Raw genomic sequence first — 26,289 nt, 5'->3', positions numbered from 1 at the left:
ATTTTAATCTTCTCCTAATTTGTCTATAATATCATCTACGATATTGCTAGGTTCATTATAAATCAATTCTACCATTTCAACGCTCTTGTTATTCATTTTTAAGATTTTGAAATGATAATTTTCTAAGTCGAATTCCTGATTTTCTTCAGGGATATCTTCTAAGGCATGTAGGATAAATCCAGCCAAAGTATTGTACTCACTTTCTTCTGAAACGGTTAATTTTTTAGGTAAAGATTCATTGATTTCATCTAAAGGCTGCGTAGCTTTTACCCAAAAAGTGTTGGGACCGACTTTATCAACCAATTTTTCTTCATCATCTTCTTCATCCTGAATTTCACCTACCAGTTCTTCCAAAATATCTTCTAACGTAATGATTCCTTCAGTTCCACCGAATTCATCAATTACAATTGCTAAATGCTGCTTTTTCTGCTGGAAAATTTTCAATAAATCTGAAATTTTCTTGCTTCCAACCACAAAGAACGACTCACGCATTAATTCGCTCAGATCCTCATGACTCAAAACTCCTTTTCTCTTAACGAATTCTCTGATGATTTCTTTTGTGTAAAATACTCCAATGATATTATCAATTGAATTTTCATAAACCGGAATTCTGGAATATCCACTGTCCATGATTTTCGTAATGATTTCATTTAAATCATCCGCAAAATCGATTGACGTAATATTCTGTCTCGGAACCATGATTTGTTTTGCAGAGTGGTCTGTAAAATCAAATGCATTTTTTATGATCTCGTAGTTTTCTTCTTCAATTTCTCCGCTGTCAGCGCTTTGTTTAACCAAAAGCTGAAGTTCTTCTGTCGAGTGAATTTCCTGCTCAGATGCCGGATGAATTTTCATCAATCTTAAAACTCCGTTTGACATGAGGTTCATCAACCAGATAAATGGTTTGAAAACCGTATAAAAAACTCTCAACGGAACCGCGGTTGCCATTGTAGTCGCTTCTGCCTTTCTGATTGCGATCGATTTAGGAATCAATTCACCGAAAACGATGTGCATTACCGTAATAATCAGGAAACTGATCACTAGTGAAATTGTAGTTACCGTCGATTCGCTGAAATTAATGTTTAAAGAATGAAACAGATTATCAATCACGTGGTGCATTGCACTTTCTCCTACCCAACCTAAAGCAAGGGAAGCTAATGTAATCCCCAACTGCGTCGCAGAGAGGTATTCATCAAGATGTTTGATAATGTGCTCAGCCTGCTTAGCCATCGAATCGCCTTCGGCAGCTTTCAGCTGAATTTGAGAATAACGAACTTTAACAATTGAAAATTCAGCGGCTACGAAAAAGCCATTTAATAAAACAAGAAATAAGGCTAGTAAAAGCCTGACTATGTCAGAGTCCATTTAGAAATTATAATTTATTGTACAAAGATATACAAAATATATTGAATTGTGACAAAGGTTGGTTACTGGATATTTTATGCTGGTTGATTGACAGTATAGTTTTGTAATTTGGGTTCTCAGTTTTAAATAAAATCATTTGCAAATAAGACACTAATCAGACATCAATCATCTGCCATTCATCATTTAACAGAGCGACTTAACGAAAAAAGCACCGGAAAAACCGATGCTCTAATATTTTTTTTGAATAAATTCTTAAGAATTTTTCAAAGCTTCTGCTCCTGAAACGATCTCTAAGATTTCGTTTGTAATTGCTGCCTGTCTTGCTTTGTTGTAGAAGATAACCAAGTCATTCTTCAACTCCTGTGCATTGTCTGTTGCTTTATGCATCGCTGTCATTCTGGCACCGTGCTCTGAAGCTACTGAGTCTAACACTGCTTTGAAAACCTGAGTTTTGATAGATTTAGGAATCAAATTATCTAAAATCTCTGCTTTATTTGGCTCGAAAATATAATCTGTTTCTACCTGAGTTTCTTTAACATCAACTTCTGACATAGAGATGGGAAGAACTTTTTCAGTAATTACTTCCTGAGTGGCAGCATTCACGAATTTATTGTAAATTACATACACTTCGTCAAATTTACCTTCTCTATAGTTGCTCATTACCGTTTCGGTAACGTTTGAAACTACATCAAAACTTAACTTATCAAAAACACTGCTCTCATTAGAAAACACTGTACGGCTTCTTCTTACCGCATCATAAGCTTTTTTACCAATGGTAAGAACTTCAATTTCGTACTGAGAATTATTCTGAAACTGAATATTCAGTTCTTTCACAATATTTGAGTTAAATGCACCAGCCAAACCTCTGTTTGAAGTAACAGCGATGAAAAGTACTTTTTTAACCTCTCTTTTTTGAGCATAAATAGAAACCTGATCAGGATCTGAGCTAGAATTTACATTCTGGATGATCTCCTGCAATTTTTCAGAATACGGTCTCAACATTACGATGGCATCCTGTGCTTTCTTTAGTTTCGCTGCCGAAACCATTTTCATAGCACGTGTGATTTGCATCGTAGATGAAATTGAACTGATTCTTCCTCGTATTTCTTTTAAGTTTGCCATATTGGGTTAGTTGTTGGTTGTCGGTTGTTGGTTGCTAGTTTTAGAAAATTCTGTCAACTATCAACCAACAATCATCAACTAATTTTAGTTATATTTTGAAGCTAAATCATTAGCAGCCTGCTTAAGAACACCTGTGATATCGTTATCGATTTTCCCAGCTTTAATTGCAGCCATAGTTTCAGGGTGCTTAGATCTTAGGAAAGAGATATACTCGATCTGGAATTCTTTTACTTTGTTGATAGGAACATTTCTCAATAAGTTCTCTGTACCTGCATAGATCATAGCTACTTGGCTGTCAACAGGAAGTGGAGAATTTACCGGCTGTTTCAACAATTCAACGTTTCTTTCTCCCTTAGAGATAACTGCTAAAGTAGAAGCATCAAGGTCAGAACCGAATTTAGCAAACGCTTCCAATTCTTTATATTGTGCCTGGTCTAATTTAAGAGTACCAGAAACTTTTTTCATTGATTTGATCTGTGCATTACCACCAACTCTAGATACAGAGATCCCTACGTTGATCGCAGGACGAACCCCTGAGTTGAACAAGTCAGACTCCAAGAAGATCTGTCCGTCAGTAATCGAGATTACGTTGGTTGGGATATATGCAGAAACGTCACCTGCCTGAGTTTCGATAATTGGAAGAGCAGTTAAAGATCCACCACCTTTTACGATTGGCTTCAATGACTCTGGTAAGTCATTCATCTGGCTAGCAATAGTATCGTCAGCGATTACTTTTGCAGCTCTTTCCAATAATCTTGAGTGAAGATAGAAAACGTCTCCAGGATAAGCTTCACGGCCCGGTGGTCTTCTCAATAGTAGAGAAAGCTCACGGTAAGCAACAGCCTGTTTAGATAAATCATCATAAATGATCAAAGCAGGTCTACCAGTGTCTCTGAAGAACTCACCGATAGAAGCACCAGCCATAGCAGAATACACCTGCATCGGAACCGGATCTGAAGCGTTAGCCGCAACGATTACAGTATATGCCAAAGCTCCTTTATCAGAAAGAGTTTTAACAATTTGAGCTACTGTAGACGCTTTTTGACCGATCGCAACATATATACAATATACAGGATTTCCTGCATCAAAAAATTCTCTTTGGTTGATGATCGTATCAATAGCAACAGTAGTTTTACCTGTCTGTCTGTCACCAATGATCAACTCTCTCTGACCTCTTCCTACAGGGATCATAGAGTCAATAGCAACGATACCTGTCTGTAAAGGCTCAGTTACCGGCTGTCTGTAGATAACCCCTGGAGCTTTTCTTTCCAATGGCATTTCGTACAATTCACCTGCGATAGGTCCTTTACCATCGATAGGGTTACCTAAAGTATCAACTACTCTACCAAGCATACCTTCTCCTACTTTAATAGAAGAGATTCTGTTTGTTCTTCTTACTGTATCTCCTTCTCTTACCAATTTACTTTCACCTAAAAGAGCCACACCTACGTTGTCTTCTTCTAAGTTTAGTACGATACCTTCTACATCGCTAGCAAATTTTACCAACTCACCGTACTGTACATTTTCTAACCCGTAAACACGAGCAATACCATCACCGATGGTCAAAACTGTACCTACTTCCTCAACATTTGATTGAGTGTCGAAGTTGGCCAACTGTTGTTTTAAGATCGCAGATACTTCTGCCGGATTTATTTCTGCCATTATATGGTTTTTTTTTCTTAATTTAAATGAAAATCTTTTTTGATATTATTAAGTTTAGATTTTACAGATGCATCGATCTGCTGATCTCCAACTCTTAAAATATATCCTCCTAAAATATCAGGATTGATCGTAAGATTTAAGTCAAAGTTTGAACCTGCCTTAACTAAATCTGTAGATTTTAAAATCTGTTCGATGTTTTCTGTAGAAAGCTGAGTCGCTGTAGTAAGAGTGATTCTCTGTACGCCGTTGATATCTTCAACTTTATTGATGAATTCCTGAGCGATATTTTTTAAATGATTTTCACGCCCCTGTCTGATCACCAAAGTAATCAAATTCTGAGAAACCGGTGAAAAACTTTTGAAAATCTCTTTGGCAACATCCTCTTTCTTTTTTGCATCGATGTAAGGTGTCTTGAAAAATTTGTTTAAATCCTCAGATTCAGACATCAGTTTCTTAACATCTTTCATTTCAGAAAATACAGCATTAGTCTGTCCGGATTCGTTTGTGAAATCCAGCAAACCTTGTGCGTATCTTTTAGCTACTTTAGATGTAAGCATTCTTAGTTAAGATTAGATTTGTTTAAATAATTTTGAACCAACTCGTCCTGAGCTTCGCTTTTCTCCAAATTTTTCTGCAAGATAGATTCTGCAATATTTACAGACAAAGCACCAATTTGAGTTCTGATGTCTGACATTGCAGCATTTTTCTCAGTTTGGATCGTTTGCTTAGCAGCCTCAATCATTTTATCTCCTTCAGCTTTAGCAAGATCTTTAGCTTCACCTACAATTCTTTCTTTAATTTCTCTAGCTTCTTTAAGGATAGAATCTCTTTCAATTTTAGCTTCACGAATAATTCTTTCGTTATCAGCTTTAAGATCTTCCATTTCTTTTTTAGCCAATTTAGCCTGATTCAAAGCATCAACGATAGAAGTCTCTCTGTCGTTAATTGAAGTAAGAATTGGCTTCCAAGCAAATTTACCTAACAAGAATAAAAGTGCAAGAAAAATAACCGATTGGATAATAAATAATCCTGATGAGAACTGATGAATTAATTCCATTATATAATGTATAAATAATTATTACTTTTTCTTAAATTAACATTGTTGCAGCCAACCGCTACAACAATGTTTTTTTGTTTGAATAGCTTATGATGCGAATAACGCAGCGAAAGCAACACCTTCAACTAGTGCAGCAGCAATAAGCATAGCTGTTTGGATTTTTCCAGACTGCTCTGGCTGTCTAGCGATAGCCTCAAGAGCAGCAGCTCCGATTTTACCAAGACCAATACCAACACCTAATACGATAAGACCAGCACCAATAATTCTAGGGATTTCCATAATAAATATAATTTAAAAAATTGTTTTAAAATTTTGATTAGTGAGCGTGCTCGTGATCATGATCTTCTACCGCCATACCGATAAACAAAGCTGACAGCATTGTAAAGATATATGCCTGTAGAAATGCTACCAACACCTCCAATAAATAAATAACTAAAGTTAAGAATGGGAAAGCAACGCCCGCGATCCAATTATTAAAAATATAAATTGAACCTATCAATGTCATCACAACGATGTGTCCTGCTGTCATGTTAGCAAAAAGACGAATCATCAATGCAAAAGGCTTAGTGATGGTACCTAATAATTCGATTGGCAACATAATAAACTTCATTGGCACAGGAACTCCCGGCATCCAGAAGATGTGTTTCCAGTAATCTTTGTTTGCTGAAAATGTTGTGATTAAATACGTAAAGATTGCTAAGAAGAATGTCATGGTAATATTACCTGTAACATTGATTCCGAAAGGCATTAAACCTAATACGTTTAAAAATAATATAAAGAAGAATACCGTTAAAAGATATCCCATAAATCTTTTGTACTTGTGACCTATATTCGGCAAAGCAATTTCATCTCTAACAAAAATCACCAATGGCTCCAAAAATCTTGTTGCACCTGTAGGAACAACAGACTTCTTATAAGATCTAGCCATACCAGTGAAAAGCACCAACATAAAAATAGCAACAATTAAAATAATCAATACACTTTTTGTAATTGACAAATCAAGAGGCTTCTTGTTCGTTGGGTGACCGTGACCATCGTCAGTTAAAGTTCCAGCTGCATCTGTCTTATAGATTTTTTCATGGTGAAGTTTATAGTAAGAACCATTGCTCTCTATCACATCACCGTGCATGAAACCTTCTCTGTTACTCATGAAAGAATGAATTCCATTATCATAAAAGATAACAGGAAGAGGAAAACCAATGTGGTGACCTTCTTTATCTACCATCAATGTAAAATCGTGAGCATCTAACAAGTGATGATCGATAAACTCTTTGTTTTCTTTAGTAACTTTATCTTTTTCTGAAAGCTCTTTTTCTGGAGCAGCTACAGCAGTAGCCTCACCATGCTGTGCAGACACAAGACTTAACATAAAAATACTGTAGAATAAAACTGCAAATTTCTTTAACATTGATAGGTTTTTTTCGTTGTGCAAAAATAGAATATTTTTTCTAGTTTCAATAAATATTTTTACTGTTTTTTGTCATGATTAATCAGCGTGATCGCATAATAAGTCAACAGCGTCGTCAAGACAAAATACGGAATTATAAAATGAAATTTATATCCAGGAATAACCTCAAAATTGAGTTTTTTACGGATTAAATACATTAAAGCAAATTTTAGAAGTACCAAACCTACAACTGACAGACCTAAAAATTGAGGTACTACTCTATTAATTAATATAATGATCGTAATCATCATCATAAACATTACACTCAGGAAAAGATAAAATTTGATGATAATGATTTCGTCAAGATGAAAAACAAATTTCCACAAAGAAAAATGAATCAGAAATGTTAAAAAGAAAAATACAACAATAAGAATGTTTGGATTAGATTTCATGTGCGGATTTTATTTCGTCTTTTCACTTAAAAAACGAAGTCATTTTTTGTTTTTTGCAAAAATAGTCTTTTTCAGAAATATAGAAGGAATATCTTTTTTAAGATTTGTTTATCTAGAAATTCATTCTTTTCAATCTCTATTTTCAGAAGGTCTGTTATAGATTAAACCTTGGAAAGACTTGTATTTTACAGATAATCATTCAAAAAATGCAAATATACTTTGGCATTTTCGGGGTTTTCTTTCTGGTAATACAAATGCGTTGACGGATTCATTTTCAGGAAAATTTCTGTATTTTTTAGCGTAAATGGAAATAGTATTTCTTTAAAATAATTTCGCCCGTTGATGTGGTATTTTATATTTGCAATTGTGTAAAAATCTGGATGCGCTTCAGATAATTGTATTCTGTCAATCATCAAATCATCCATTAAACCAGAAAAAGCGTTGGGCTCGCCTTTTATCTCTCTCATTGAAACAATGCATTTTTTGAAAATCAATTCTAGTTTTTCTCCTTCAAAAAGGGTTTCATTATTTTGTTTTGAATGTTCTACAAAGATTTCTTTTTCGGTTTTTCTGAAAAATCTTTCTCTAACCGAATAGACAAAATAGGGCAAAATAAAAGGAATCGCCATTAATAAAAAATTGAAATTGATTTTTCCAAGGGAACTTCTATAATGACGACCAAAGTTGACAAAACCACCCAAACCGAGAAACAAAATCCCAATGAGAAAGAGAATTAAAAATAAGGTGTGAAGATTAAAATTTTTCTTAAATGTTTTTTCATAAGTAATATATTAAGAAAAAATCTCCCAATTCATTACGAATCGTAAATGAAATACTACGAATTATAAATGGTGAACGGAAATTTGAGGAGTTTTGAATATATTTGAAATTAAAACACAAAAAAATGAAAATAAAAATCCCAATTCTAATTTTATCAACCGTTTTCCTGCTTCAATGCAAAGACCAAAAAGGGGATAAAATTTTGATTTCGAAAAATGAAAAATCGAAAATCATCAACAGCAATCGTTTCATAACGCCGGAAGAAATCCGCGGAAAAAATTTTGATGATTTTATCGAAAGTTTATACTCAAAAAATAGTGTCATCCAAAAGCATCTTCCGGTAGAATCTGAAACTTTCATTATGGGTGATAACGACAGTTGGCTTACAGGAATTCGGCAAGGTTTGATGGAAATTCACACTTCCGAAGAAATTGAGAAAAAAGATATTGTCATCAAAGAAGTGACTTGGGAAATCAGTGATACCCATTTTCTCACCGTTTGGTATGAAAGAAAAAACCAACAACGGATTCCGATTCAGGATTATATTTGGGATCAAGGTTCGGATTTTTAATAGGTAAAAAATATTATTAAATTATTATGAAATATTTTCTTAAAACATTATTTTTTTCAATGTTTTTCTTTCTCGTAAAACCATTTTTTGCTCAGCCTTTTCATTTAAAATCCGTCGGCGAAAAGAAGGAATTTCATCTCAAAATTTATTTTGCTTCCAGTGGAAAAGGTGCTTTTGTGAAATATAAAAATCATGAAGATGTCATTCCATTAAAAATAAAAAACATTTCTATTGATTCCTCTGAAGTTGAATCTGGGCAACCAACATTTACCACTTATATCTGGGACGAAATTGTAAACGGAAAAATAAACGGAACTTATGAGCTTACAGAATGGCCAAGAAATATTGGTAACCTCTATTACAACAGAAAAAAAGACAACAAAAAATTCAAACTTGAGTTGGTGGAAAATGAAGAATATGATGGTTCTGATGAATATTTTCTTCATCAAACATTTATAAAATTCAATCATTTTTACAATGACCAATTAATTTTTAAATATCCAGATAAAACCACACAAAAAATAAATTTAATATCTATAGAAAGCTCCAGTGGAGCAAGACAAAGCCGGATTGAAGATTATAATTTTGATGGCTATGATGATGTTGCTTTTTCAGTTTACGATGCAGGAAAGGGTGTGTATCAATATTATTCTGTTTTTTTATACAATCCAAAAACTAAAAAATTTAACCTATTATCTGAACCAGATTCCAAAAATTCTACCTGTTCTTGTTTGTGTGATATTAAACTTAATCCTAAAAAGAAAATCCTTTCTACATCTTGCAGAGGCGGTGCTTCTTGGTGGAAAAATGAATATCGATATGAAAATGGAAAACTGAAATGGGTGAAATCTTATCAGGAAAAACAATAATTTTAAAGTTTATTAAATTTCCTCCTAACCAAATAACTATGAAGGGAATCAAAATTAAAATTTCAGGAGAAAATAGAAATGATAAAGATTTTCTTGAATTTTTAAGAGAAATCATTCATCCCAGATTTGAAAGAATAGAAGGAAATCTTCATATTTTCTTAAGCCAGAATTATAGTTTCGGAACAGATTCAGATTTGGCGATTACTGCTTTTTTGAAATTTGAAGAACTGAAGTACACGCTCGAAATCTTTTCAAGTGGCGGTGGCGAAGGAATTTTCGGTTTCACTTTGGGAAGCGAAAACCGAAGCTTGAATAGTATCAAAAATAAAATTGAAGATTTTTGTCGTGAGAAAAAGTTTAAATTTGATTGTAATGAAATTGATGTGTAGTTGAATATTTCAAATATAATTTGTCTAAATTTACTTTAAATTCTAACTACCAAAACCTTTGGTATTCTAGGATTATCTCTTTACTTACATTTATGATGAAAAAAGTCACTTTATCAAAATTTCAACAACTTAATTTTTCATTTTCTGTATGGTGTCTTGTACTTTCCGAAAAGATTGATAACCAGAAGTTTCAATTTCTAAAACCATCATTTCGGGTGTTTCTGAAATTAGTCTTGCTTCAAAAACATGCACAATTCCAATCTTTGAATAGGGTGTAAAAAAAATCCCTGATGCTTTTTCTGCAATTTTTCTTTTAAAGCAACAATTTTTTTCCAAAATTTTATATTTACCGTTTGCATTTACTTCTAAAAGATATTGACTGTTTTTTACAGATTTTGTCACAGAAATCGGAAATGAAAACGCAACATATATGAAAAGTAGAAAATTCCCAATTCCCAAAAATAAAATCAGTGAAAACTTCTTCCACTTTCCTGAAATCCCCAACAACAAAAGCGAAACCACAAGAACGGCCAACCAAATTATGGAATATGACAAAGTGATCTCCACCACTTCATACCATTGCAAAATAACATCAAAAACGCTGAAAGCAATTATTAATAAAGAAAAGACAAAGAAAATCTGAGTGGTCTTCTGCAGAGTTTTGTGAGTGGATAAATTCATTTTTCTTTATTTCTAGGATAAATATAGCACTCAATTGACTTTAGATTGTAAATGAAGGCTACGATTTGTAATGTTGAACGGGAATTGACGGATTTTTTATATTTTTAATTTAGAAATATACAAATGAATATTTCGACGACTAAAGCCCAATATTAGTTCTGCCCATTCAATCGATTGACTCTTTTTTTAATCTCCGCATCGGCAAACCAAACCAACAATCCATACACCAGATAGAAAAAAGGAACCGACAAAATTATTCCCAATAAGACATATCCATGTTTGCTATTTTGATTCAAAACGCAGTCTATAAAATCGTATGAGATAATAAGAATTGCATAGAATAATATCCCGACTACCAAAATTCCTAAGGGAACAAACCAATTGTACTTCGCAGGAAATCTTTCTCTGCGCTTTTTAAGCAGTTTCCAATGCACTAAACTAAAAATAGAAAAAAAAATCAAAGCAATGCCTAAAGGCTGTAACAGTAAAAGAATTTTTTCAAAGAAATTGTATTCGGGTGAGAATTCAATGATCAAATCTGCATCAAAATTTTTGATTTTCCATACATACGCTTTGTCTGTTTTCGTAAAGTTGCCCGCATTGCTAGATTCTATTTTTATTTTATCTGACGGTTCCAATAAAAATTCTACGTTGTCAAATGACTTCCAAAATTTTGATGGATACAGAGCATATTCTAAGGTGAATTTTTTCTCAAAGCCTGAGCGATTTTGAGCAAGTTCTGCATCATAATCAACGACAATCAAATTTTCACCCTTCCTTAATTTTGCTTTGAAATAGATAAGTTCGTTTGGCTGAACTTCGTAAGAATCACGCTCACTAAATTTTATTTCAAATTGATTGAGATTTTTTTTAATAAATGATTTCGAATTTTCATCAATAGCAAGCTGCTGCACGGCAATATTGTTTACCAATACATTTTGATTGGCATAAAGCTCTTTCCCAACAAAGACCAAAGGAACTTCTCTTTCCACATCTGAAATAATTTGATATATCACATGATAATGAGCATAATGATTGTAATGTTCTCTATCGGCATTCCGGAATTTTACAGAGATTTTCTCCTTGACTACTCTGCAATCTTTAATGGAATACATCGAAGACTGATAAGATCCTTCCATATAAGGACTTGCCATATTACCAAAGATTAACAGAGGAATAAACAAGATTGCCAGAAACCAGAGTTTTTTCTTTTTACACAGTTGAGGGAATAGATTCATTTTCAATATTGTGGGATAAATTTATAAATTTTTGGTATATTTAATTATAAAAAGACAAATGAGATTTCCAGCAGCTCCGCGAAAAATATAGTCTGATCCTATATCATCTTTTACTAATCCTTGTCAAACTTTTACCCTGATAAGGCTAAGAAGACCAAAAATCTATTGTTTTATTTCTAAGATAATTATTTAAAGGAAAAATCACTCAATTCACTACAAATCGTAAATAAAACACTGCGAATTGTTAATGATATATAAAAAGTTGCTGGTTTTTTTAAATATATTTGATTAAGAAAAAATACAAATGAAAATTTCAATCATCAAACCCCAATCTTTGTTTTCTCTATTGATTTTTTTAACCATACTTCTTTTGAGTTGCAAAAAAGAAGAACAAAAAACCTTTTCAAAACCTGCATCAACAGAAATAAAAAAAGACAGCCTAATTTCTCCGAAAATTAATCTGAATGATTTTAATATTTTTGAAATCAATCCTATAGATAACGGTAAAGAATATGATATTTTCATTTCATTATCAGACATTTACAATGATTCACTATCTCTTCCTCCAGAGATTATTACAAACCAGAAGAATATGTCGTTTGATGAATTAAAGCATATTGAACTTCCTTTAACTTATCGCGAAAAACTCCTCAAAAGAACTAAGCTCATGGAAAAAGACACGCTTTATCTCTACAATTACAAAGCGAATATGCTGGAAAAATTCCCGATAAACAGTTTGAAAGCGGTTGCCAATCTACATGTTTACGCCAGTGAAGGCGACGAAATTTCTGAATATGATTATATGATTGGATTTCAATTAAATAAAACAGAATATGAAGAAAAAGCAATGGAAAAAGCCAATTTTGTTTTCGCATATTTCGGAAACCAGAATCCATTTAACGAAAAACCTTTGACTTCAATACAATGGAAGAAAGTTTCTCTGGATAAATTTCCTGTAAAAACGCAACACAAAACTTTGAAAACGGGAAATGCGTATCTATATCAGACAGAAGATTTGCAGTATTTTATTTTAGATTTAATCGGGGAATTTGGAGTTACTGAAAGACAATTAGCAGTTTTGAAAAACAGAAAACTGATTTTTGAGAAAAATTATACTTTGGGCGAAGGTTCTGGATTTGCATCATTAAATGGCATCGAAAACATGGAATATCCCAATTATCTATGGACAGGAAATTTGTTTAAAGGTAAACCTCCCGTAATTTTCGGATTTGTTTTTCAATCTTTTGGCTGTCCGTCGATTGATTTTTTGGACCAAAATTATTCTGAAATTTACACCAAATGCGATAACAGGCATTGATAACAATCTCAACATTTAGAACTAAAATAAAGCACACTCTCAATATGAAAAAACTGTTTTTTCTTCTCCTGATTTTTATGGTTCAATTTTCACAGGCTCAGGACCGCAAGTATCATGAATTCGGCTGGAAACAAAAATATGGCATTGTTGATGACATAGGTCAAGAAATCGTAGCGCCAACATACCTTTGGGCGGTTTACACTTTACATGATCAGTCACAGTTTATCGCATTGAACTCGTACGAAGAAGGCGGATTGATAATAAATACAAAAACTGGAAAAATTGAAAAATTTGATTTTATGTATGACACTTATCTTGTAAATATTGCAGATGAAAAATATTTTTATGCTTACAATAAAGATAAATCGTTTTTGATGAATACTTTAGATTTAAATAAAAGAATAGCGCTACCCAAAATATATCAGGATGTAAAGCAGGAAGGAGAATTTTTGATTGGCAATGTGTCAGAGAATAACGCAGATATTTTATCTAAAAAAGATTTTAAAATACTCAAAGAATACAAGTCAATGACAGACTTCAGCAGTTATGAGACTGGTGACCATCAAAGAGTTTATATTGTGAATCAAAATAAGACGACTCTGTTTTTGGATGAAAATCTGAATCAGCTTTTTTCAGCAAAGAATAATCTCAAAGATTTTAAGGAAATTCAGAAATTTTTAGCAACCAAGAATATTAAAATTAATGAAGAACCATATCCTATAGATGAAGCGATTATTGGACCAGGACCAAATTATCCTCATATTAATGCTGTAATCGAAGGAGAATCTGTCGTGTACAATATTTATCAGTCAAGAAATGATTTTCAAAAGTTTTTTAAGTTTAAAAAGAAGAATTTCAGACTTTCTAATGATTCTTTTAACAACAAAGTAGAATTGTCTACCCGAATTGATAATAGTATTTTCACTCAGTTGCTTTTTTACACAGATGTACATACTAAAACCATATTTCTACCAAAAAAATATTGGGGTGAAATTGAATTGGAATTGATAACAGAATAGTCAGTTAAAAATTAAATTCTTTGATCTATTTAATGAAAACAGCATAGATTTTTATTCGCTAGAAAATACAAATAAATAATGATGAAACTCCTCCACTTCCCCATTCTTCTCTTCTGCTTTCTGATGCTTGCCTGCAGCAATGATAAATCGCAAAAAGCAGCCAAAATCTCTAAAAATAATTCAAAGGAAAAAAATACAATTCCTTTCGAATCTGATGCCAAAACCATTCATATTTTTGTGGCTTTGTGCGACAATAAATACCAAGGAATCGTGCCTGTTCCCGATAAAATTGGTAACGGACAAGACCCAGACAACAATTTGTATTGGGGTAGCGCTTTCGGAGTGAGATCGTATTTCAAGAAAAGCAAAGAGTGGAAATTGGTGGAAACCAGAAAATTAAAATCCGAAAAGTTAGAGAGAATTATTTTCAAACACATCACCAAGAATTACTATCTCGTTGCCGATGCCTACGACGGAAAATTCATCAAAGAAGCAACGGTTGATTTTCTAAATAGCAGCAGCGGAAATAACAAAGACACTTTAAAAATACGAAAAACAACCATCGGAATCGGTGGAAATTCCAAATTGTTGGCTTATGTGGGTCACGACGGTTTGATGGATTTCCAGTTGAATGAGACCTTCGAAAACACCGATAAAGTAAAGCGTGACGTGATTATTCTGGCTTGCTACAGCAAGAACTATTTTTCGCCACATTTAGCAAAAGCCAACGTCAATCCTTTGGTTTGGACGATCAATTTGATGGCTCCCGAAGCATACACTTTGCACGACGCCATTTCAGGATATTTATTAAACGAATCCAACGGGCAGATCAGAACAAGAGCGGCAAAAGCATATTCTAAATATCAAAAGTGCAGTGAGAAGGCGGCGAGGAATCTTCTCGTTACCAGCTGGTAAGATTATTTTTTTTCAAGATTCATTTAATTATTCTTTTTCAATGCTTAACCCTGCCAGCGTTTGAAACGCTGGCAGGGTTTCCATATTTACCGATCATCAACAGTCAGATGCGCAATAATTTCACCCTAAGTCAAGACTAAATTACTGTTATCTGTTTTAAATCGTCAATCATTTAAAATTCAATATTGTATTGGCTATCAAAAACATTCAATACCACTTTTATAGCTGACTGAAATTCCCTATTTTTGCAATCTATAATTTACAATTAATATGTTCAATAGTTTACAGGATAAATTAGATAAAGCACTTCACAATCTTTCCGGACGTGGAAAAATTACAGAAATCAACGTTGCGGAAACCGTAAAAGAGATTCGTAGAGCATTGGTAGATGCCGATGTTAACTATAAAGTTGCGAAAGATTTAACCAAAAGAGTTCAGGATAAAGCTTTAGGAGAAAATGTACTGACTTCTCTTACACCTGGACAATTGATGACAAAAATTGTTCATGATGAATTGGTAGGTTTGATGGGTGGATCTCAGGAAGGTATCAATCTTTCGGGAAAACCTTCTGTCATCCTGATTGCAGGTCTTCAGGGTTCTGGTAAAACCACTTTTTCAGGAAAGCTTGCTAATTATTTAAAAACTAAAAGATCTAAAAAGCCTTTGTTGGTAGCGTGTGATGTTTACCGTCCGGCTGCAATCGATCAGTTAAAGGTTCTCGGTGGACAAATCGGTGTTCCTGTTTATACTGAAGAAGGAGCAACTAATCCTTCAACAATCGCTGAAAACGCAATTAATTTTGCTAAATCTAATGGTCATGATGTAGTAATCGTCGATACGGCAGGTCGTTTGGCAATTGATGAGCAGATGATGAATGAGATTAAATCTGTTCATTATTTCATTAAGCCGAACGAAACTTTATTCGTTGTCGATTCAATGACAGGTCAGGATGCGGTGAATACAGCAAAAGCGTTTAACGATGCTTTGAATTTTGACGGTGTTGTTTTAACTAAATTAGACGGTGATACGCGTGGTGGAGCTGCTCTAACGATTCGTTCAGTAGTTGAAAAGCCAATCAAATTTATCTCTACAGGAGAAAAAATGGAAGCTTTAGACCTTTTCTACCCGGAAAGGATGGCAGACAGAATCTTGGGAATGGGAGATGTTGTTTCATTGGTTGAAAGAGCTCAGGAACAGTTTGATGAAGAGGAAGCGAAAAAACTTCACAAGAAAATTGCTAAAAATGAATTTGGTTTTGATGATTTCTTAAAGCAGATCAATCAGATCAAAAAAATGGGTAATATGAAAGACTTGATGGGAATGATTCCGGGAGTTGGAAAAGCCATTAAAGATGTTGAAATCAGTGATGATGCATTCAAACATATTGAAGCGATTATTCACTCGATGACGCCTGACGAAAGAAGAAGACCTTCTATTATCAATACGCAGAGAAAAAACAGAATTGCCAAGGGAGCAGGAAGAAAAATAGAAGACGTGAATGCGTTGATGAAACAGTTTGACCAAATGGGTAAAATGATGAAGATGATGCAGGGACCTCAGGGAAAACAGATGATGCAGATGATGAGCAAAATGCCAAATATGCCTGGAATGGGTGGAATGTTCGGAAAATAACTAAACATTTACTAAATATTGAACTCTCAGAAAATATTCTGAGAGTTTTTTTATGTTTTATGCTTATGTAAGTTCACTTACAAACAATATTTAAGTCTTCGAAAGGTAAAGATTGACAAGTATTCTACTACCAACTGTATGTATAACGTTTGTCAGATTGAGTTTGTTGAAATCTCAATGATTATTTCATTTTAAACTAAAAAAAACAATTTCAGTTTAAAGCAAAAAAAATCCTGAGAAAAATCTCAGGATTTATATCAATTGAATGATTGTCTAATTACTTAGAAAATACATATTTAACACCGATACCAACGTTAGCAAGGTTTAAACCGAAGCTGTAGTTGTTTGTAGCATCACCTTCTTTTGGTTTGAAGTTGTTGTAACCGAATTCACCGATTGTAGCTTCGATAGTCCAGTTTTTGTTTAAGAAATAATCTAAACCTGGCTTAACAGTTACACCAACCTGAGTGTATTTAGATTCTGCAGATGTAGAAGTAGAAACTGTAGTTGTTCCGTTTGTAGATACAGAAGAAACTTCAGATTCAGCTTTTCCAAACTGCATTGGTACTGCTAATTGACCGAAGAAATATAATTTGTCAGACAATGTCCAGTATTTTCTAGCGAAAGGAGCTACAACAAATGCAGGATATTTTTCAACTGAACTATTTACTGTAGTAACGTTTCCGATAGTTGTAGTGCTTACTGCTGTTGTTTTTTCTGTTTGGTAACCAACACCTAAACCTACTGCGAAGTTAGAAGCTACGAAAAATCCAGCTGTAGGAAGAACATTGAAGTTTTCAGTTTTCAAGTTTCCGTTGTTAGTTTCTTCTTGAGAATACCCAACAGATCCTGATAAATATACAGTTCCTTTAGCGATCTGAGCGTTTGATAAACCGAAAAGTGCAACAGCACTTGCAATTAATAATTTTTTCATTTTGAATAATTTTATACTTTCTTGGGTGCAAATGTAGAGTGACCAAATCTAATATTAAAATTTGTTAACATGATAAAAATCACCCATGGATATTGACTTTTTCGGATTAAACTCGCAGTAACGAGATATAAATAATTTAAATTCAATAATATCAAATAAAAAACTCCAATTCTTCAATTGGAGTTCTATATGACCTATATTTAAAATATTTTACTTCAAAAAGAAATTAACACCTAAGTTAATTGCTCCAAAATTAGAATCTATTCTTCTGTCTCTGTCAAAATCTCTTCTTTCACTTCCTATGTTCTGATATCCTAAATACAGTTCAGCTTTCGGCAACTGAAATCCTACTTTCGGATATACGTATAAACCACTGTCGATACCATCCTTCGTAGATATAGCTCCTCCTAAATCAAGACCTACGAAAAGCGGTAAACCACTGAATCTGTATTTACCGGAAGCAGCCAATGGAATAAATCCGAAATCTTCCCATCGGTCTTTCCCAAAAAAGTGTGAATATCCTGAAGCAACACCCACATCCAAACCTTTCGTGATGTTCCACATATACGCAGCATCTACGCCTAAAGTAAATGATGCATAATCTGCAGCATCTCCTACAGGAGCTCCAATATGACCACCCAACTTAAAACCTGACTGAGCATTTGCCAACCCTCCAAACAATGCGAACGCACCTAATAACATTAATTTTTTCATTTCTTTTTACTTAAAGTTTATTATGAATTAATGTTTCACTAAACAGCAAAATAGATGCCGCTGCATACCACATCATAAAAAAAGGCAGAACAAATTGTTCTGCCTTGTATATTTAATCTGTAATTGATTTAGTTTCCTCCAAACTTGAAACCTACCCCAATCTGCAGAAAGCTGTTCTTAGCGGTTTCATTAAATTCTGGATTTTTAGCAAGATTAGAAACTCCTAAGTTATATCTTGCATCAAAGAACAAACCATTTTCCAACATATATTCTGCACCAATAAATGGAGCGATGTTTAATGTATTTGTCTGATCTTTAATATCTATTTCATTATCAGTCCCTATTTCTACACCAGGAATATTAAAACCTGCATCAAAAACAGTTTCCTGCTTAGCTGAAAGAATGACTCCGAAACTGGCACCTGCGGAAACCGATAAATTTTCAGTTATAAAATATTTCGCAGAAACTGGAATCAATAAGGTACCTAAAGTGGTTTTTGTTTTTAAATTGAAAAAAGTATCCGGATCATCCTCATCCTCTTCCTTAATTACATATTTCCCTCCCAGTGGTGAATACAATAATTCTCCCTGAAGACCAAATTTATCACTAATCTTATATTCTACTAAACCTCCAGCATAAAAAGTATGTACCGGATCGGAACTTTCAGATCCCAAATCACTTTCATATTTAATTGTAGACATAGAATATCCGGCTTTAACACCAAATCTCACTTCCTGAGCACTCACTGAAACTCCCATTAAAATAACAGAAGCAACCAATAATAATTTTTTCATAGTTTAAAGTTTTAACAAATTTTATGATTTCAAATATATCACTTTTTATGGATTCACCAAATATTTTTAAACTTTTCTACAAAAACATATCAAATAAATTATTCCCGGGTTTTCTTATCTTCTTCGTTGTATGCAAGGATAATCTTTTTCACCACCGGATGACGTACCACATCTTCTTCTGTTAAATACACAAAACCAATTTCTTTTACATCTTTCAAAATTCGCATCGCCTCTTTTAAACCAGAATGCTGTTTTGGTGGCAAATCAATCTGTGTAGGATCACCTGTGATGATAAATTTAGCATTCATCCCCATTCTCGTTAAGAACATTTTCATCTGTGCGTGGGTAGTATTCTGAGCTTCATCAAGAATAACAAAAGCATCATCAAGCGTTCTACCTCTCATAAATGCAAGCGGAGCCACTTCAATTACTTTCTTTTCCATAAAACCTTCCAGTTTTTCATGCGGAATCATGTCCCGAAGCGCGTCATATAAAGGCTGTAAATAAGGATCAAGCTTTTCTTTCAGATCTCCAGGCAAAAATCCTAAGCTCTCGCCTGCTTCAACGGCTGGTCTAGTTAAAACAATCCTTTTCACTTCCTTATCTCTCAAAGCTCTTGCTGCCAAGGCCACACTGGTGTAGGTTTTACCTGTTCCCGCGGGACCGATAGCAAAAACCATATCTTTTTTCTCTGTTTCTTTTACGAGTCTTTTTAGATTGGTTGTTTTGGCTTTGATGATCTTCCCGTTAACTCCTTTTACGATGATGTCCTGATCAAAAACCAAATGTTTTTCATTTTCATCTTTCAAATTGAGGAAATTTTCTACATCCTTAAGTTCTATTGAATTGTTTTTGGAAATAAACGACACGATGTCGTTAAGTTTAAGTTTAAATATATCAAGAGCTTCCTGATTTCCCATCGCAAAAATATGGTGATCTCTGCCAGTGATTTTAAGGGTTGGAAAGCTGGATTTTATTAAATTGAAATATTGGTTATTAACTCCGTAAAAGTTTTTTGCATCAATACCTTCCAGATCGTACGTTAATTCAAACATGCAAATATTTTTATTGTTTAGATTTTTAAATTTAAAAGTTTTTTTTTAGATTTAAATGAAATTCTTATCCACATTATTTATTTCTTTCCTTTTATTTTAGATAAATTTGCACTTCTATCAGATTTATTCATGTCAATTATTACCCTCACCTCAGATTTCGGACGTTTAGATTACAGAGTTTCGGCTATGAAAGGGAAAATTCTGTCATTAAATCTTGAAGTCAACAGTGTCGATATCAGCCATGATATTCAGGCATATAATCTCATTCAGACCTCCTATATCGTGAGAAATGCGTACCGTTATTTTCCGAAAGGCACGATTCATATTTTGGCAGTGGACAGTTTTTTTCACAAATCGAGAAAAAATATTTTGTATAAAGCTGATGGCTCCTATTTTTTAGCTGCAGACAACGGTTTGCTGAGTTTGATTTTTTTTGATATCAAACCTGAAGCGATTTACGAAATCACCCTGAACAACAGATTTGATGATGTTGTCAATTTCACTTCTACTGATGTTTTCGTTCCGGTCGCGGTACATCTGGCAAACGGCGGACTTCCGGAAGTGATTGGAAGAAAAATAGAAACTACCAAACAGCTTTTATTTCCAAAACCGGTTTATAATGAGCCGGAAAAGATGATTATCGGGGAAGTGATGTACATTGATAATTTCGGAAACATAATATCAAATATCAGTCAGGAATTCTTTGAAACTTTGGCCAAAGGTTTCGAAAAATTTACAATAAAGTTCAGAAATCTGAGTTTATCTAAAATCTACTCCAGCCATACCGAAGTTGTATCAGATTGGGATAGAGAAACCGAGTACCACGGCCAATCTGCAGCTATTTTCAATGACAGCCAACAGCTTGAACTTACCATTTATAAGGGCAGTAAAAAGAACGGTGCAAAAACTCTTTTCGGATTAAACGTAGGAGAAAATATTTACATCGAATTTTTCTAAAATTATCTATTTCATAAAAAAACCGATTTTTTTTATATATTTGTCAAAATCTAAAATTAGAAAATGGCAGAATACAAATTATTGCTTCCTTCTATGGGTGAAGGCGTGATGGAAGCTACAGTGATCACTTGGTTATTCAATGAAGGTGATCAGGTAAAAGAAGATGATTCGGTAGTAGAAATTGCAACAGACAAGGTAGATTCGGACGTACCAACACCAGTTTCGGGGAAAATTGTAAAAATCCTGAAGCAAAAAGACGAAGTTGCAAAAGTAGGTGAAGCCATCGCTATTTTAGAAATTGAAGGAGAAGGAGCAAGTACATCTTCTGAAGAAGTAAAAACTGAAACTCCAACCCCTGATGCAGAAACCATCAAAGCGATTGAAGAACCTTTAAATCCAACCGCTACTTCACATGTAGAATTTTCGGGAGATCTTTACCTTTCTCCACTTGTAAAATCTATTGCTCAACAGGAAAATATTTCTGAATCTGAACTGAAAACCATTAAAGGAAGCGGTTTAGAAGGAAGAATTACCAAAGAAGATATTCTATCTCACGTTTCTAACAGAGGAAATCAGCCTCAGCAGGCTGTTCAGCAACAGGCGGCTCCCGTTCAGGCAGCTTCCACTCCACCAGCGACAAGTTCAGCTCCGGCTGCCACTATTTCTACCGCTGCAGGTGACGAAATCATTCCTATGGACAGAATGAGAAAGATCATCGCTGAGAACATGGTAAAAGCAAAACATATTGCTCCACACGTAACTTCTTTCATCGAAACAGACGTAACCAACGTTGTAAAATGGAGAGCGAAAAACAAAGACATGTTCGAAAAACGTGAAGGTGAAAAACTGACGTTTATGCCGATCTTCGTAAAAGCAATTGTAAAGGCAATTCAGGATTTCCCAATGATCAATGTTTCGATCAACGGTGATAATATTATTAAAAAGAAAAATATCAATATCGGTATGGCAACTGCTTTACCGGATGGAAACCTTATCGTTCCTGTTATCAAAAATGCTGATCAGTTGTCATTATCAGGTTTAGCAAAAGCCATCAACGATCTGGCTTACAGAGCAAGAAACAAAAAATTAAGACCGGAGGATACTCAGGGTGCAACGTATACAATTTCTAATGTAGGAAGTTTTGGAAATTTAATGGGAACACCTATTATTCCTCAGCCTCAGGTGGCAATTATGGCAATTGGAGCAATCGTTAAAAAGCCGGCAGTTCTTGAAACTAAAGATGGTGACGTAATCGCAATCCGTCAGTTGATGTTTATGTCTCACTCTTACGATCACAGAGTGGTAGACGGTTCTTTAGGTGGAATGATGTTGAAACATGTTCATGATTACCTTCAAAACTGGGATCTGAACACTGAAATATAACTAATAAATGAGCGGTAATAAATAATTGCCAATACTCCAGATATGAACCTTCGAATTTTTTTCGGAGGTTTTTTATTACGCTAATGCAAATTTTGTCTTTCTGTTAGGGATCTAAATAACTTTATAAAGATGCTTACAGTATGACAGACTTCTCGTTGATTACTTATCTGAATTTGTGCTGAAATTGTGTACTGTACTGAAAAATCATATCGTTAATTATAAATATCGAAATTTATTAAACATCATCACACCTGAAATTTTCATTTTAATAAAAATTAATCTATTTTTGAGTCATGCGCAAAATTTTGTCATCTATTCGCAGAGGTCTTAAAAAATCCTTTGACAATATCCGAAACGAACAGCTTAAGAACAATCTTCTTCAGGCAATTCCATTTTGGATTGGATCAGTGATTACCGGTTTTTTTGCGGTGATGTATGCAAAAATATTTGCGTGGGGTGAAAATCTCCTTCATTTCATTCTCAATTGGCACGACTGGATGATTTTCCTCATTGCTCCGGTTGGCTTTGTACTTTCCTGGTGGCTGGTTAAAGAATTTGCACCGTATGCAAAAGGCAGTGGAATTCCGCAGGTCATGGCGGCTGTAGAACTGGCAAATCCCAAGGAACACAAGAAAATCAGAAGCCTTTTAAGTTTGAAAATCATTGTATTTAAAATAATTTCATCCGTTGTTTTAGTAATTGGTGGTGGTGCTGTTGGTCGTGAGGGTCCTACAATTCAGATTGCGGGATCAGTTTTCAGAAAAGTTAACGAATATCTTCCCGAATGGTGGCCGAAAATCTCCAAGAAAAACATGATTATGACCGGTGCGGCAGCTGGTCTGGCAGCAGCTTTCAATACTCCTCTCGGCGGAATTGTGTTTGCTGTGGAAGAACTTTCAAAAACGCATATTAATTATTTTAAAACAGCCCTGTTCACCGCGGTAATTATTGCAGGTTTAACGGCGCAGACTTTAGCAGGTTCATATTTATATTTAGGATATCCAAAAACCAATGATGTCTCATTGATGGTGATGTTTCCGATTATTTTAGTGGGTGGAGTTGCAGGAATTATGGCAAGTCAGCTTTCTGTAACGATGCTTAAAATGAATGACTGGAAAAAAAGAAAACTGAAGACCGACAGAGCTAATGTTTTATTCTTAGTAGGTTGTGCTTTAGTAATTGCCTGCATCGCATTTTTTATAAGCCGCGAAATTTTAGGTTCAGGAAAAGAAATTATGGAAAGGGTGCTTTTCACTCAGGACAAACATGAAGACTGGTACGTGCCGATCTTAAGAATGCTGGGTCCGGCGCTATCTTTTACTTCAGGAGGTGCGGGCGGAATTTTTGCGCCAGCCCTAACTGCAGGTGCAAGTATAGGCTCTGTAATTTCAGGAGCTATACATTTAACGCCAAACGAAACGAACGTTGTGATTTTGGCCGGAATGGTCGCCTTTTTAACAGGAATTACCAGAGCACCGTTTACATCAGCCATTATTGTATTGGAAATGACGGACCGACATTCATTAATTTTCCATCTGATGCTGGCCGGGATGGTTTCTTCGATCGCATCAATTTTAGTAAGCAGACATTCACTGTATGATGTTCTAAAGGTCAATTTTTTACATGAAATCAGGAATAATAAAGAATAATCTTTCGAAAAACTCTATAAGTAAATTTCAGAGACTCATTTACTGACGAGTACGTATTCAATTTTTCAAATATTAGTACTGATTTATTGTGCATTATAAATATATTTCATATTTTTGCACCTCGAAATAATTAACAAATTCATTTACATTATGAACAATTACGAAACTGTTTTCATTTTAACTCCCGTTCTATCTGATGCTCAGGTGGAGGAAGCAGTGAAAAAATTTGAAGATCTTATCAAAGAAAAAAACTGTGAGATCGTAACCAGAGAAAATTGGGGATTGAAGAAATTAGCTTATCCAATTCAATTGAAAAAGAATGGATTCTACACTTTAATCGAGTTTAAAGGTGAAGGAACTGTAGTTGCTGACTTAGAATTGGCATTCAAACGTGACGAAAGAGTAATTCGTTACCTTACTACAAAACTAGACAAGCACGCTGTAGAGTACGCTGTAACTAGAAGAACTAAACTTAAAGCTTCAAGAGCTTAATTACTAACCCAAATTTAAAAAAGAAAAGACATGGCAATAGATGATATGGCTAAACAAGCCTCTGCTGGAGGTGAATCTGAAGTAAAATTCCTTACTCCACTTGATATCAATACAAAAACTGATAAAAAGTACTGTAGATTCAAAAAATTCGGAATCAAGCACGTTGATTATAAAGATGCTGATTTCTTATTACAGTTCGTAAACGAACAAGGTAAAATTTTACCAAGAAGATATACTGGTACTTCTTTGAAATACCAAAGAAAAGTTTCTTCGGCTATCAAAAGAGCAAGACACCTTGCAATGATGCCTTACGTAGCTGACTTATTAAAATAAAAAATTGCAATTAGCAATTGGCTACTAGCTTTCAGCTTTTGGCTTTTGTTGCTGAATTAATATTAAATTCTAACGAAGTGAAGAGAAATCTGATGAATAATCGGAACTCGGAACTCTAAAACGGACAACAACAATGGAAATTATCCTTAAAAAAGACGTAGAAAATTTAGGTCTTGAATTCGATACAGTAAATGTAAAACCAGGTTATGCAAGAAACTTCTTGTTACCTCAGGGAATTGCTCTTTTAGCTACACCAAAAAACAAAGCGACTTTAGAAGCTACGTTGGAGGCTAGAAAAGAAGAAGAAGCTAAATTAATCGCTACAGCAAACGGTGTAGTGGATCAATTGAAGAAAACTTCTATCACTATTCCTGCAAAAGTAGGTTCTGGTGACAAATTATTCGGATCTATCAACAATGCAGATCTTTCTGCAGCATTGGCTAAAGCTGGTGTACAAGTTGAGAAGAAATACATCAAAATCCCAGGAAACACGATTAAGAGAACTGGTAAAGTAACTGCAGTAGTTAGACTTCACAGAAATGTAGAGTACAACTTCGAGTTTGATGTAGTATCTGATGCTCCGGTAGAAGCTCCTAAACCAGCTGCTCCTAAGGCTGCTAAAGTAGAAGAGACTCCAGCTGAAGAAGCTTAAGATTACAAGAGATTTTCTCAAATATATAAACCACTTCGCAAGAAGTGGTTTTTTTGGTCTGCTCTTTATTTTTAGTCGTGAACTGAATCGTACGCTGGCTCCCTACTCCATATCATCATCATGTATTCTCAAATAACTGATGAAGGAGGTTGAATAAAGACCATAAAAAAACCGGGAAATATTCCCGGTTTCTTTTATGATTTTTTCGTCCATGTCTTGAAAAACTCTTTTACTTTTTCAAGGCTGTAACCTTTTCCTTCCTCCAGCACATCACTTTTCTGTACATGAATCATTTTTCCGTTCTGGTCCAAAACAATGAATACAGGATATCCAAACTGATCACCTGGGTTTCCATATTTGGTAAAAACTTTTTCGTTTTTGTTGTCAGGTGAATAATTCAAATGATAATAAAGATAATTATCATCTACCAATTTTTTCAATTCAGGAGTTGTCTGTACATATTGGTTGAATCTCAAACACCAGATACACCAGTTCCCTCCCGCCTGGATCATAATGTTTTTCTTCTCTTTTTTAGCCTTTGCCACTAAGTTCTCGATATCTTTTTCTGCATCGGCTTTCGCATCATAAGGCTTCGGAAGTTTGGCTTTTTCTTCAGCAGCCTTTTTCTTGGCTTCAAGTTCCTGATGATCAGTTTTCACAATGAGAGCCTTACTGTCAGGATTTTTAGCTTCAGGAGAAACTTTTGTATTCTGTGCAAATACCAAACTTCCAACTGAAAGAAAGCTGAGAATTGCCAGATTTTTTGAAATATTTTTCATGTGTAGATAATAAGTTTTGAAATAATGAAACTGCGTATTTTATCGGTTTTTAGACTTCCAAATTTAGGCGATTCAGTACTATAAAGTTAA

General features: G+C 34.3%; 29 protein-coding genes. 13 read left to right on the top strand and 16 right to left on the bottom strand.

Annotated features, from left to right (window positions below):
• Positions 1 to 3 precede the first annotated feature (3 nt).
• From OMO38_RS10755 to OMO38_RS10715, 9 genes are all read right to left on the bottom strand, one after another.
• Positions 4 to 1,365 carry a hemolysin family protein gene (locus tag OMO38_RS10755; protein WP_264750179.1) on the bottom strand — a complete coding sequence of 454 codons (1,362 nt, stop codon included), beginning with the start codon at positions 1,363 to 1,365 and terminating at the stop codon, positions 4 to 6.
• Positions 1,366 to 1,617: 252 nt separating this feature from the next.
• Positions 1,618 to 2,487 carry an ATP synthase F1 subunit gamma gene (atpG, locus tag OMO38_RS10750; protein WP_264750178.1) on the bottom strand — a complete coding sequence of 290 codons (870 nt, stop codon included), beginning with the start codon at positions 2,485 to 2,487 and terminating at the stop codon, positions 1,618 to 1,620.
• An 84-nt stretch (positions 2,488 to 2,571) separates the two neighbouring features.
• The gene (gene atpA, locus OMO38_RS10745) at positions 2,572 to 4,149 is read right to left on the bottom strand and encodes a F0F1 ATP synthase subunit alpha (RefSeq protein ID WP_264750177.1); all 1,578 of its coding nucleotides are present in this window, start codon (positions 4,147 to 4,149) and stop codon (positions 2,572 to 2,574) included.
• A gap of 17 nt (positions 4,150 to 4,166) precedes the next feature.
• Positions 4,167 to 4,706 carry an ATP synthase F1 subunit delta gene (gene atpH, locus OMO38_RS10740; RefSeq protein ID WP_264750176.1) on the bottom strand — a complete coding sequence of 180 codons (540 nt, stop codon included), beginning with the start codon at positions 4,704 to 4,706 and terminating at the stop codon, positions 4,167 to 4,169.
• Between the two features lie 2 nt (positions 4,707 to 4,708).
• Complete coding sequence (atpF, locus tag OMO38_RS10735) at positions 4,709 to 5,206, bottom strand: F0F1 ATP synthase subunit B (RefSeq protein ID WP_264750175.1); 498 nt, start codon at positions 5,204 to 5,206, stop codon at positions 4,709 to 4,711.
• Between the two features lie 87 nt (positions 5,207 to 5,293).
• Positions 5,294 to 5,485 (bottom strand): ATP synthase F0 subunit C, encoded by a 192-nt coding sequence (gene atpE, locus OMO38_RS10730; protein ID WP_027384648.1) that lies wholly within the window; start codon positions 5,483 to 5,485, stop codon positions 5,294 to 5,296.
• Positions 5,486 to 5,522: 37 nt separating this feature from the next.
• Positions 5,523 to 6,614, bottom strand: coding sequence for a F0F1 ATP synthase subunit A (atpB, locus tag OMO38_RS10725; RefSeq protein ID WP_264750174.1), 1,092 nt, complete (start codon positions 6,612 to 6,614; stop codon positions 5,523 to 5,525).
• A 59-nt stretch (positions 6,615 to 6,673) separates the two neighbouring features.
• The gene (locus OMO38_RS10720) at positions 6,674 to 7,045 is read right to left on the bottom strand and encodes a hypothetical protein (RefSeq protein WP_264750173.1); all 372 of its coding nucleotides are present in this window, start codon (positions 7,043 to 7,045) and stop codon (positions 6,674 to 6,676) included.
• A gap of 185 nt (positions 7,046 to 7,230) precedes the next feature.
• The gene (locus OMO38_RS10715) at positions 7,231 to 7,674 is read right to left on the bottom strand and encodes a hypothetical protein (protein ID WP_264750172.1); all 444 of its coding nucleotides are present in this window, start codon (positions 7,672 to 7,674) and stop codon (positions 7,231 to 7,233) included.
• A gap of 275 nt (positions 7,675 to 7,949) precedes the next feature.
• Here OMO38_RS10715 and OMO38_RS10710 point away from each other — a divergent pair, with 275 nt between their 5' ends.
• Genes OMO38_RS10710 through OMO38_RS10700 form a run of 3 tightly spaced genes read left to right on the top strand, consistent with a single transcriptional unit; the run spans position 7,950 to position 9,654 of the window.
• Positions 7,950 to 8,396: a hypothetical protein gene (locus OMO38_RS10710; protein ID WP_264750171.1), complete on the top strand. Its 447-nt coding sequence runs from the start codon at positions 7,950 to 7,952 to the stop codon at positions 8,394 to 8,396.
• Between the two features lie 59 nt (positions 8,397 to 8,455).
• Positions 8,456 to 9,265 carry an XAC2610-related protein gene (locus OMO38_RS10705; protein ID WP_264750170.1) on the top strand — a complete coding sequence of 270 codons (810 nt, stop codon included), beginning with the start codon at positions 8,456 to 8,458 and terminating at the stop codon, positions 9,263 to 9,265.
• A 38-nt stretch (positions 9,266 to 9,303) separates the two neighbouring features.
• A complete protein-coding gene (locus tag OMO38_RS10700) occupies positions 9,304 to 9,654 on the top strand; it encodes a hypothetical protein (protein WP_264750169.1) in 351 nt (116 codons plus the stop codon).
• Between the two features lie 129 nt (positions 9,655 to 9,783).
• Here OMO38_RS10700 and OMO38_RS10695 read toward each other — a convergent pair whose 3' ends face one another.
• Positions 9,784 to 10,335, bottom strand: a complete 552-nt coding sequence (locus OMO38_RS10695; protein WP_264750168.1) for a hypothetical protein — start codon at positions 10,333 to 10,335, stop codon at positions 9,784 to 9,786.
• A gap of 152 nt (positions 10,336 to 10,487) precedes the next feature.
• Positions 10,488 to 11,573, bottom strand: a complete 1,086-nt coding sequence (locus OMO38_RS10690) for a hypothetical protein (protein WP_264750167.1) — start codon at positions 11,571 to 11,573, stop codon at positions 10,488 to 10,490.
• Positions 11,574 to 11,877: 304 nt separating this feature from the next.
• On the opposite strand from OMO38_RS10690, the gene OMO38_RS10685 reads away from it, so the two are divergent.
• The 4 genes from OMO38_RS10685 (at position 11,878) to ffh (ending at position 16,457) form a co-directional block, all read left to right on the top strand.
• Positions 11,878 to 12,891 carry a hypothetical protein gene (locus tag OMO38_RS10685; protein ID WP_264750166.1) on the top strand — a complete coding sequence of 338 codons (1,014 nt, stop codon included), beginning with the start codon at positions 11,878 to 11,880 and terminating at the stop codon, positions 12,889 to 12,891.
• A 44-nt stretch (positions 12,892 to 12,935) separates the two neighbouring features.
• Positions 12,936 to 13,910 (top strand): hypothetical protein, encoded by a 975-nt coding sequence (locus OMO38_RS10680; RefSeq protein ID WP_264750165.1) that lies wholly within the window; start codon positions 12,936 to 12,938, stop codon positions 13,908 to 13,910.
• A gap of 78 nt (positions 13,911 to 13,988) precedes the next feature.
• Positions 13,989 to 14,825, top strand: coding sequence for a hypothetical protein (locus OMO38_RS10675; RefSeq protein ID WP_264750164.1), 837 nt, complete (start codon positions 13,989 to 13,991; stop codon positions 14,823 to 14,825).
• 270 nt (positions 14,826 to 15,095) lie between these two features.
• A complete protein-coding gene (gene ffh, locus OMO38_RS10670) occupies positions 15,096 to 16,457 on the top strand; it encodes a signal recognition particle protein (RefSeq protein WP_264750163.1) in 1,362 nt (453 codons plus the stop codon).
• Between the two features lie 277 nt (positions 16,458 to 16,734).
• On the opposite strand, the gene OMO38_RS10665 is transcribed toward ffh, so the two are convergent.
• The 4 genes from OMO38_RS10665 to OMO38_RS10650 form a co-directional block, all read right to left on the bottom strand.
• On the bottom strand, positions 16,735 to 17,391 hold the full coding sequence (locus OMO38_RS10665) for a porin family protein (protein ID WP_264750162.1): 657 nt from the start codon (positions 17,389 to 17,391) through the stop codon (positions 16,735 to 16,737).
• A gap of 210 nt (positions 17,392 to 17,601) precedes the next feature.
• On the bottom strand, positions 17,602 to 18,105 hold the full coding sequence (locus OMO38_RS10660) for a hypothetical protein (protein ID WP_264750161.1): 504 nt from the start codon (positions 18,103 to 18,105) through the stop codon (positions 17,602 to 17,604).
• Between the two features lie 128 nt (positions 18,106 to 18,233).
• Complete coding sequence (locus tag OMO38_RS10655) at positions 18,234 to 18,899, bottom strand: porin family protein (protein ID WP_264750160.1); 666 nt, start codon at positions 18,897 to 18,899, stop codon at positions 18,234 to 18,236.
• A gap of 98 nt (positions 18,900 to 18,997) precedes the next feature.
• The gene (locus tag OMO38_RS10650; protein WP_264750159.1) at positions 18,998 to 19,954 is read right to left on the bottom strand and encodes a PhoH family protein; all 957 of its coding nucleotides are present in this window, start codon (positions 19,952 to 19,954) and stop codon (positions 18,998 to 19,000) included.
• Between the two features lie 129 nt (positions 19,955 to 20,083).
• Between OMO38_RS10650 and OMO38_RS10645 the strand changes: the two genes are divergently transcribed.
• The 6 genes from OMO38_RS10645 (at position 20,084) to rplI (ending at position 25,420) form a co-directional block, all read left to right on the top strand.
• The gene (locus OMO38_RS10645; protein ID WP_264750158.1) at positions 20,084 to 20,911 is read left to right on the top strand and encodes an SAM hydrolase/SAM-dependent halogenase family protein; all 828 of its coding nucleotides are present in this window, start codon (positions 20,084 to 20,086) and stop codon (positions 20,909 to 20,911) included.
• Positions 20,912 to 20,974: 63 nt separating this feature from the next.
• The gene (locus OMO38_RS10640) at positions 20,975 to 22,294 is read left to right on the top strand and encodes a dihydrolipoamide acetyltransferase family protein (protein ID WP_264750157.1); all 1,320 of its coding nucleotides are present in this window, start codon (positions 20,975 to 20,977) and stop codon (positions 22,292 to 22,294) included.
• A gap of 293 nt (positions 22,295 to 22,587) precedes the next feature.
• The gene (locus OMO38_RS10635) at positions 22,588 to 23,943 is read left to right on the top strand and encodes a chloride channel protein (RefSeq protein WP_264750156.1); all 1,356 of its coding nucleotides are present in this window, start codon (positions 22,588 to 22,590) and stop codon (positions 23,941 to 23,943) included.
• 150 nt (positions 23,944 to 24,093) lie between these two features.
• Positions 24,094 to 24,435, top strand: a complete 342-nt coding sequence (rpsF, locus tag OMO38_RS10630) for a 30S ribosomal protein S6 (protein ID WP_264750155.1) — start codon at positions 24,094 to 24,096, stop codon at positions 24,433 to 24,435.
• A gap of 30 nt (positions 24,436 to 24,465) precedes the next feature.
• Complete coding sequence (gene rpsR, locus OMO38_RS10625) at positions 24,466 to 24,768, top strand: 30S ribosomal protein S18 (RefSeq protein ID WP_034757623.1); 303 nt, start codon at positions 24,466 to 24,468, stop codon at positions 24,766 to 24,768.
• Positions 24,769 to 24,901: 133 nt separating this feature from the next.
• Positions 24,902 to 25,420, top strand: coding sequence for a 50S ribosomal protein L9 (gene rplI, locus OMO38_RS10620; protein WP_263002607.1), 519 nt, complete (start codon positions 24,902 to 24,904; stop codon positions 25,418 to 25,420).
• A gap of 194 nt (positions 25,421 to 25,614) precedes the next feature.
• On the opposite strand, the gene OMO38_RS10615 is transcribed toward rplI, so the two are convergent.
• Positions 25,615 to 26,199, bottom strand: coding sequence for a thioredoxin family protein (locus OMO38_RS10615; protein WP_264750154.1), 585 nt, complete (start codon positions 26,197 to 26,199; stop codon positions 25,615 to 25,617).
• Positions 26,200 to 26,289: the final 90 nt, after the last annotated feature.

The organism is Chryseobacterium kimseyorum (genome assembly GCF_025971945.1).
Classification (GTDB): Bacteria; Bacteroidota; Bacteroidia; order Flavobacteriales; family Weeksellaceae; genus Chryseobacterium; species Chryseobacterium kimseyorum.
This window is presented reverse-complemented; position numbering and strand designations above follow the sequence as displayed.

Bases quoted from the DNA above. Each gene is read 5' to 3' on its own strand.
- OMO38_RS10755 (WP_264750179.1), bottom strand. From the start codon at position 1,365: ATGGACTCTGACATAGTCAGGCTTTTACTAGCCTTATTTCTTGTTTTA.
- atpG (WP_264750178.1), bottom strand. From the start codon at position 2,487: ATGGCAAACTTAAAAGAAATACGAGGAAGAATCAGTTCAATTTCATCT.
- atpA (WP_264750177.1), bottom strand. From the start codon at position 4,149: ATGGCAGAAATAAATCCGGCAGAAGTATCTGCGATCTTAAAACAACAG.
- atpH (WP_264750176.1), bottom strand. From the start codon at position 4,706: ATGCTTACATCTAAAGTAGCTAAAAGATACGCACAAGGTTTGCTGGAT.
- atpF (WP_264750175.1), bottom strand. From the start codon at position 5,206: ATGGAATTAATTCATCAGTTCTCATCAGGATTATTTATTATCCAATCG.
- atpE (WP_027384648.1), bottom strand. From the start codon at position 5,485: ATGGAAATCCCTAGAATTATTGGTGCTGGTCTTATCGTATTAGGTGTT.
- atpB (WP_264750174.1), bottom strand. From the start codon at position 6,614: ATGTTAAAGAAATTTGCAGTTTTATTCTACAGTATTTTTATGTTAAGT.
- OMO38_RS10720 (WP_264750173.1), bottom strand. From the start codon at position 7,045: ATGAAATCTAATCCAAACATTCTTATTGTTGTATTTTTCTTTTTAACA.
- OMO38_RS10715 (WP_264750172.1), bottom strand. From the start codon at position 7,674: ATGGCGATTCCTTTTATTTTGCCCTATTTTGTCTATTCGGTTAGAGAA.
- OMO38_RS10710 (WP_264750171.1), top strand. From the start codon at position 7,950: ATGAAAATAAAAATCCCAATTCTAATTTTATCAACCGTTTTCCTGCTT.
- OMO38_RS10705 (WP_264750170.1), top strand. From the start codon at position 8,456: ATGTTTTTCTTTCTCGTAAAACCATTTTTTGCTCAGCCTTTTCATTTA.
- OMO38_RS10700 (WP_264750169.1), top strand. From the start codon at position 9,304: ATGAAGGGAATCAAAATTAAAATTTCAGGAGAAAATAGAAATGATAAA.
- OMO38_RS10695 (WP_264750168.1), bottom strand. From the start codon at position 10,335: ATGAATTTATCCACTCACAAAACTCTGCAGAAGACCACTCAGATTTTC.
- OMO38_RS10690 (WP_264750167.1), bottom strand. From the start codon at position 11,573: ATGAATCTATTCCCTCAACTGTGTAAAAAGAAAAAACTCTGGTTTCTG.
- OMO38_RS10685 (WP_264750166.1), top strand. From the start codon at position 11,878: ATGAAAATTTCAATCATCAAACCCCAATCTTTGTTTTCTCTATTGATT.
- OMO38_RS10680 (WP_264750165.1), top strand. From the start codon at position 12,936: ATGAAAAAACTGTTTTTTCTTCTCCTGATTTTTATGGTTCAATTTTCA.
- OMO38_RS10675 (WP_264750164.1), top strand. From the start codon at position 13,989: ATGATGAAACTCCTCCACTTCCCCATTCTTCTCTTCTGCTTTCTGATG.
- ffh (WP_264750163.1), top strand. From the start codon at position 15,096: ATGTTCAATAGTTTACAGGATAAATTAGATAAAGCACTTCACAATCTT.
- OMO38_RS10665 (WP_264750162.1), bottom strand. From the start codon at position 17,391: ATGAAAAAATTATTAATTGCAAGTGCTGTTGCACTTTTCGGTTTATCA.
- OMO38_RS10660 (WP_264750161.1), bottom strand. From the start codon at position 18,105: ATGAAAAAATTAATGTTATTAGGTGCGTTCGCATTGTTTGGAGGGTTG.
- OMO38_RS10655 (WP_264750160.1), bottom strand. From the start codon at position 18,899: ATGAAAAAATTATTATTGGTTGCTTCTGTTATTTTAATGGGAGTTTCA.
- OMO38_RS10650 (WP_264750159.1), bottom strand. From the start codon at position 19,954: ATGTTTGAATTAACGTACGATCTGGAAGGTATTGATGCAAAAAACTTT.
- OMO38_RS10645 (WP_264750158.1), top strand. From the start codon at position 20,084: ATGTCAATTATTACCCTCACCTCAGATTTCGGACGTTTAGATTACAGA.
- OMO38_RS10640 (WP_264750157.1), top strand. From the start codon at position 20,975: ATGGCAGAATACAAATTATTGCTTCCTTCTATGGGTGAAGGCGTGATG.
- OMO38_RS10635 (WP_264750156.1), top strand. From the start codon at position 22,588: ATGCGCAAAATTTTGTCATCTATTCGCAGAGGTCTTAAAAAATCCTTT.
- rpsF (WP_264750155.1), top strand. From the start codon at position 24,094: ATGAACAATTACGAAACTGTTTTCATTTTAACTCCCGTTCTATCTGAT.
- rpsR (WP_034757623.1), top strand. From the start codon at position 24,466: ATGGCAATAGATGATATGGCTAAACAAGCCTCTGCTGGAGGTGAATCT.
- rplI (WP_263002607.1), top strand. From the start codon at position 24,902: ATGGAAATTATCCTTAAAAAAGACGTAGAAAATTTAGGTCTTGAATTC.
- OMO38_RS10615 (WP_264750154.1), bottom strand. From the start codon at position 26,199: ATGAAAAATATTTCAAAAAATCTGGCAATTCTCAGCTTTCTTTCAGTT.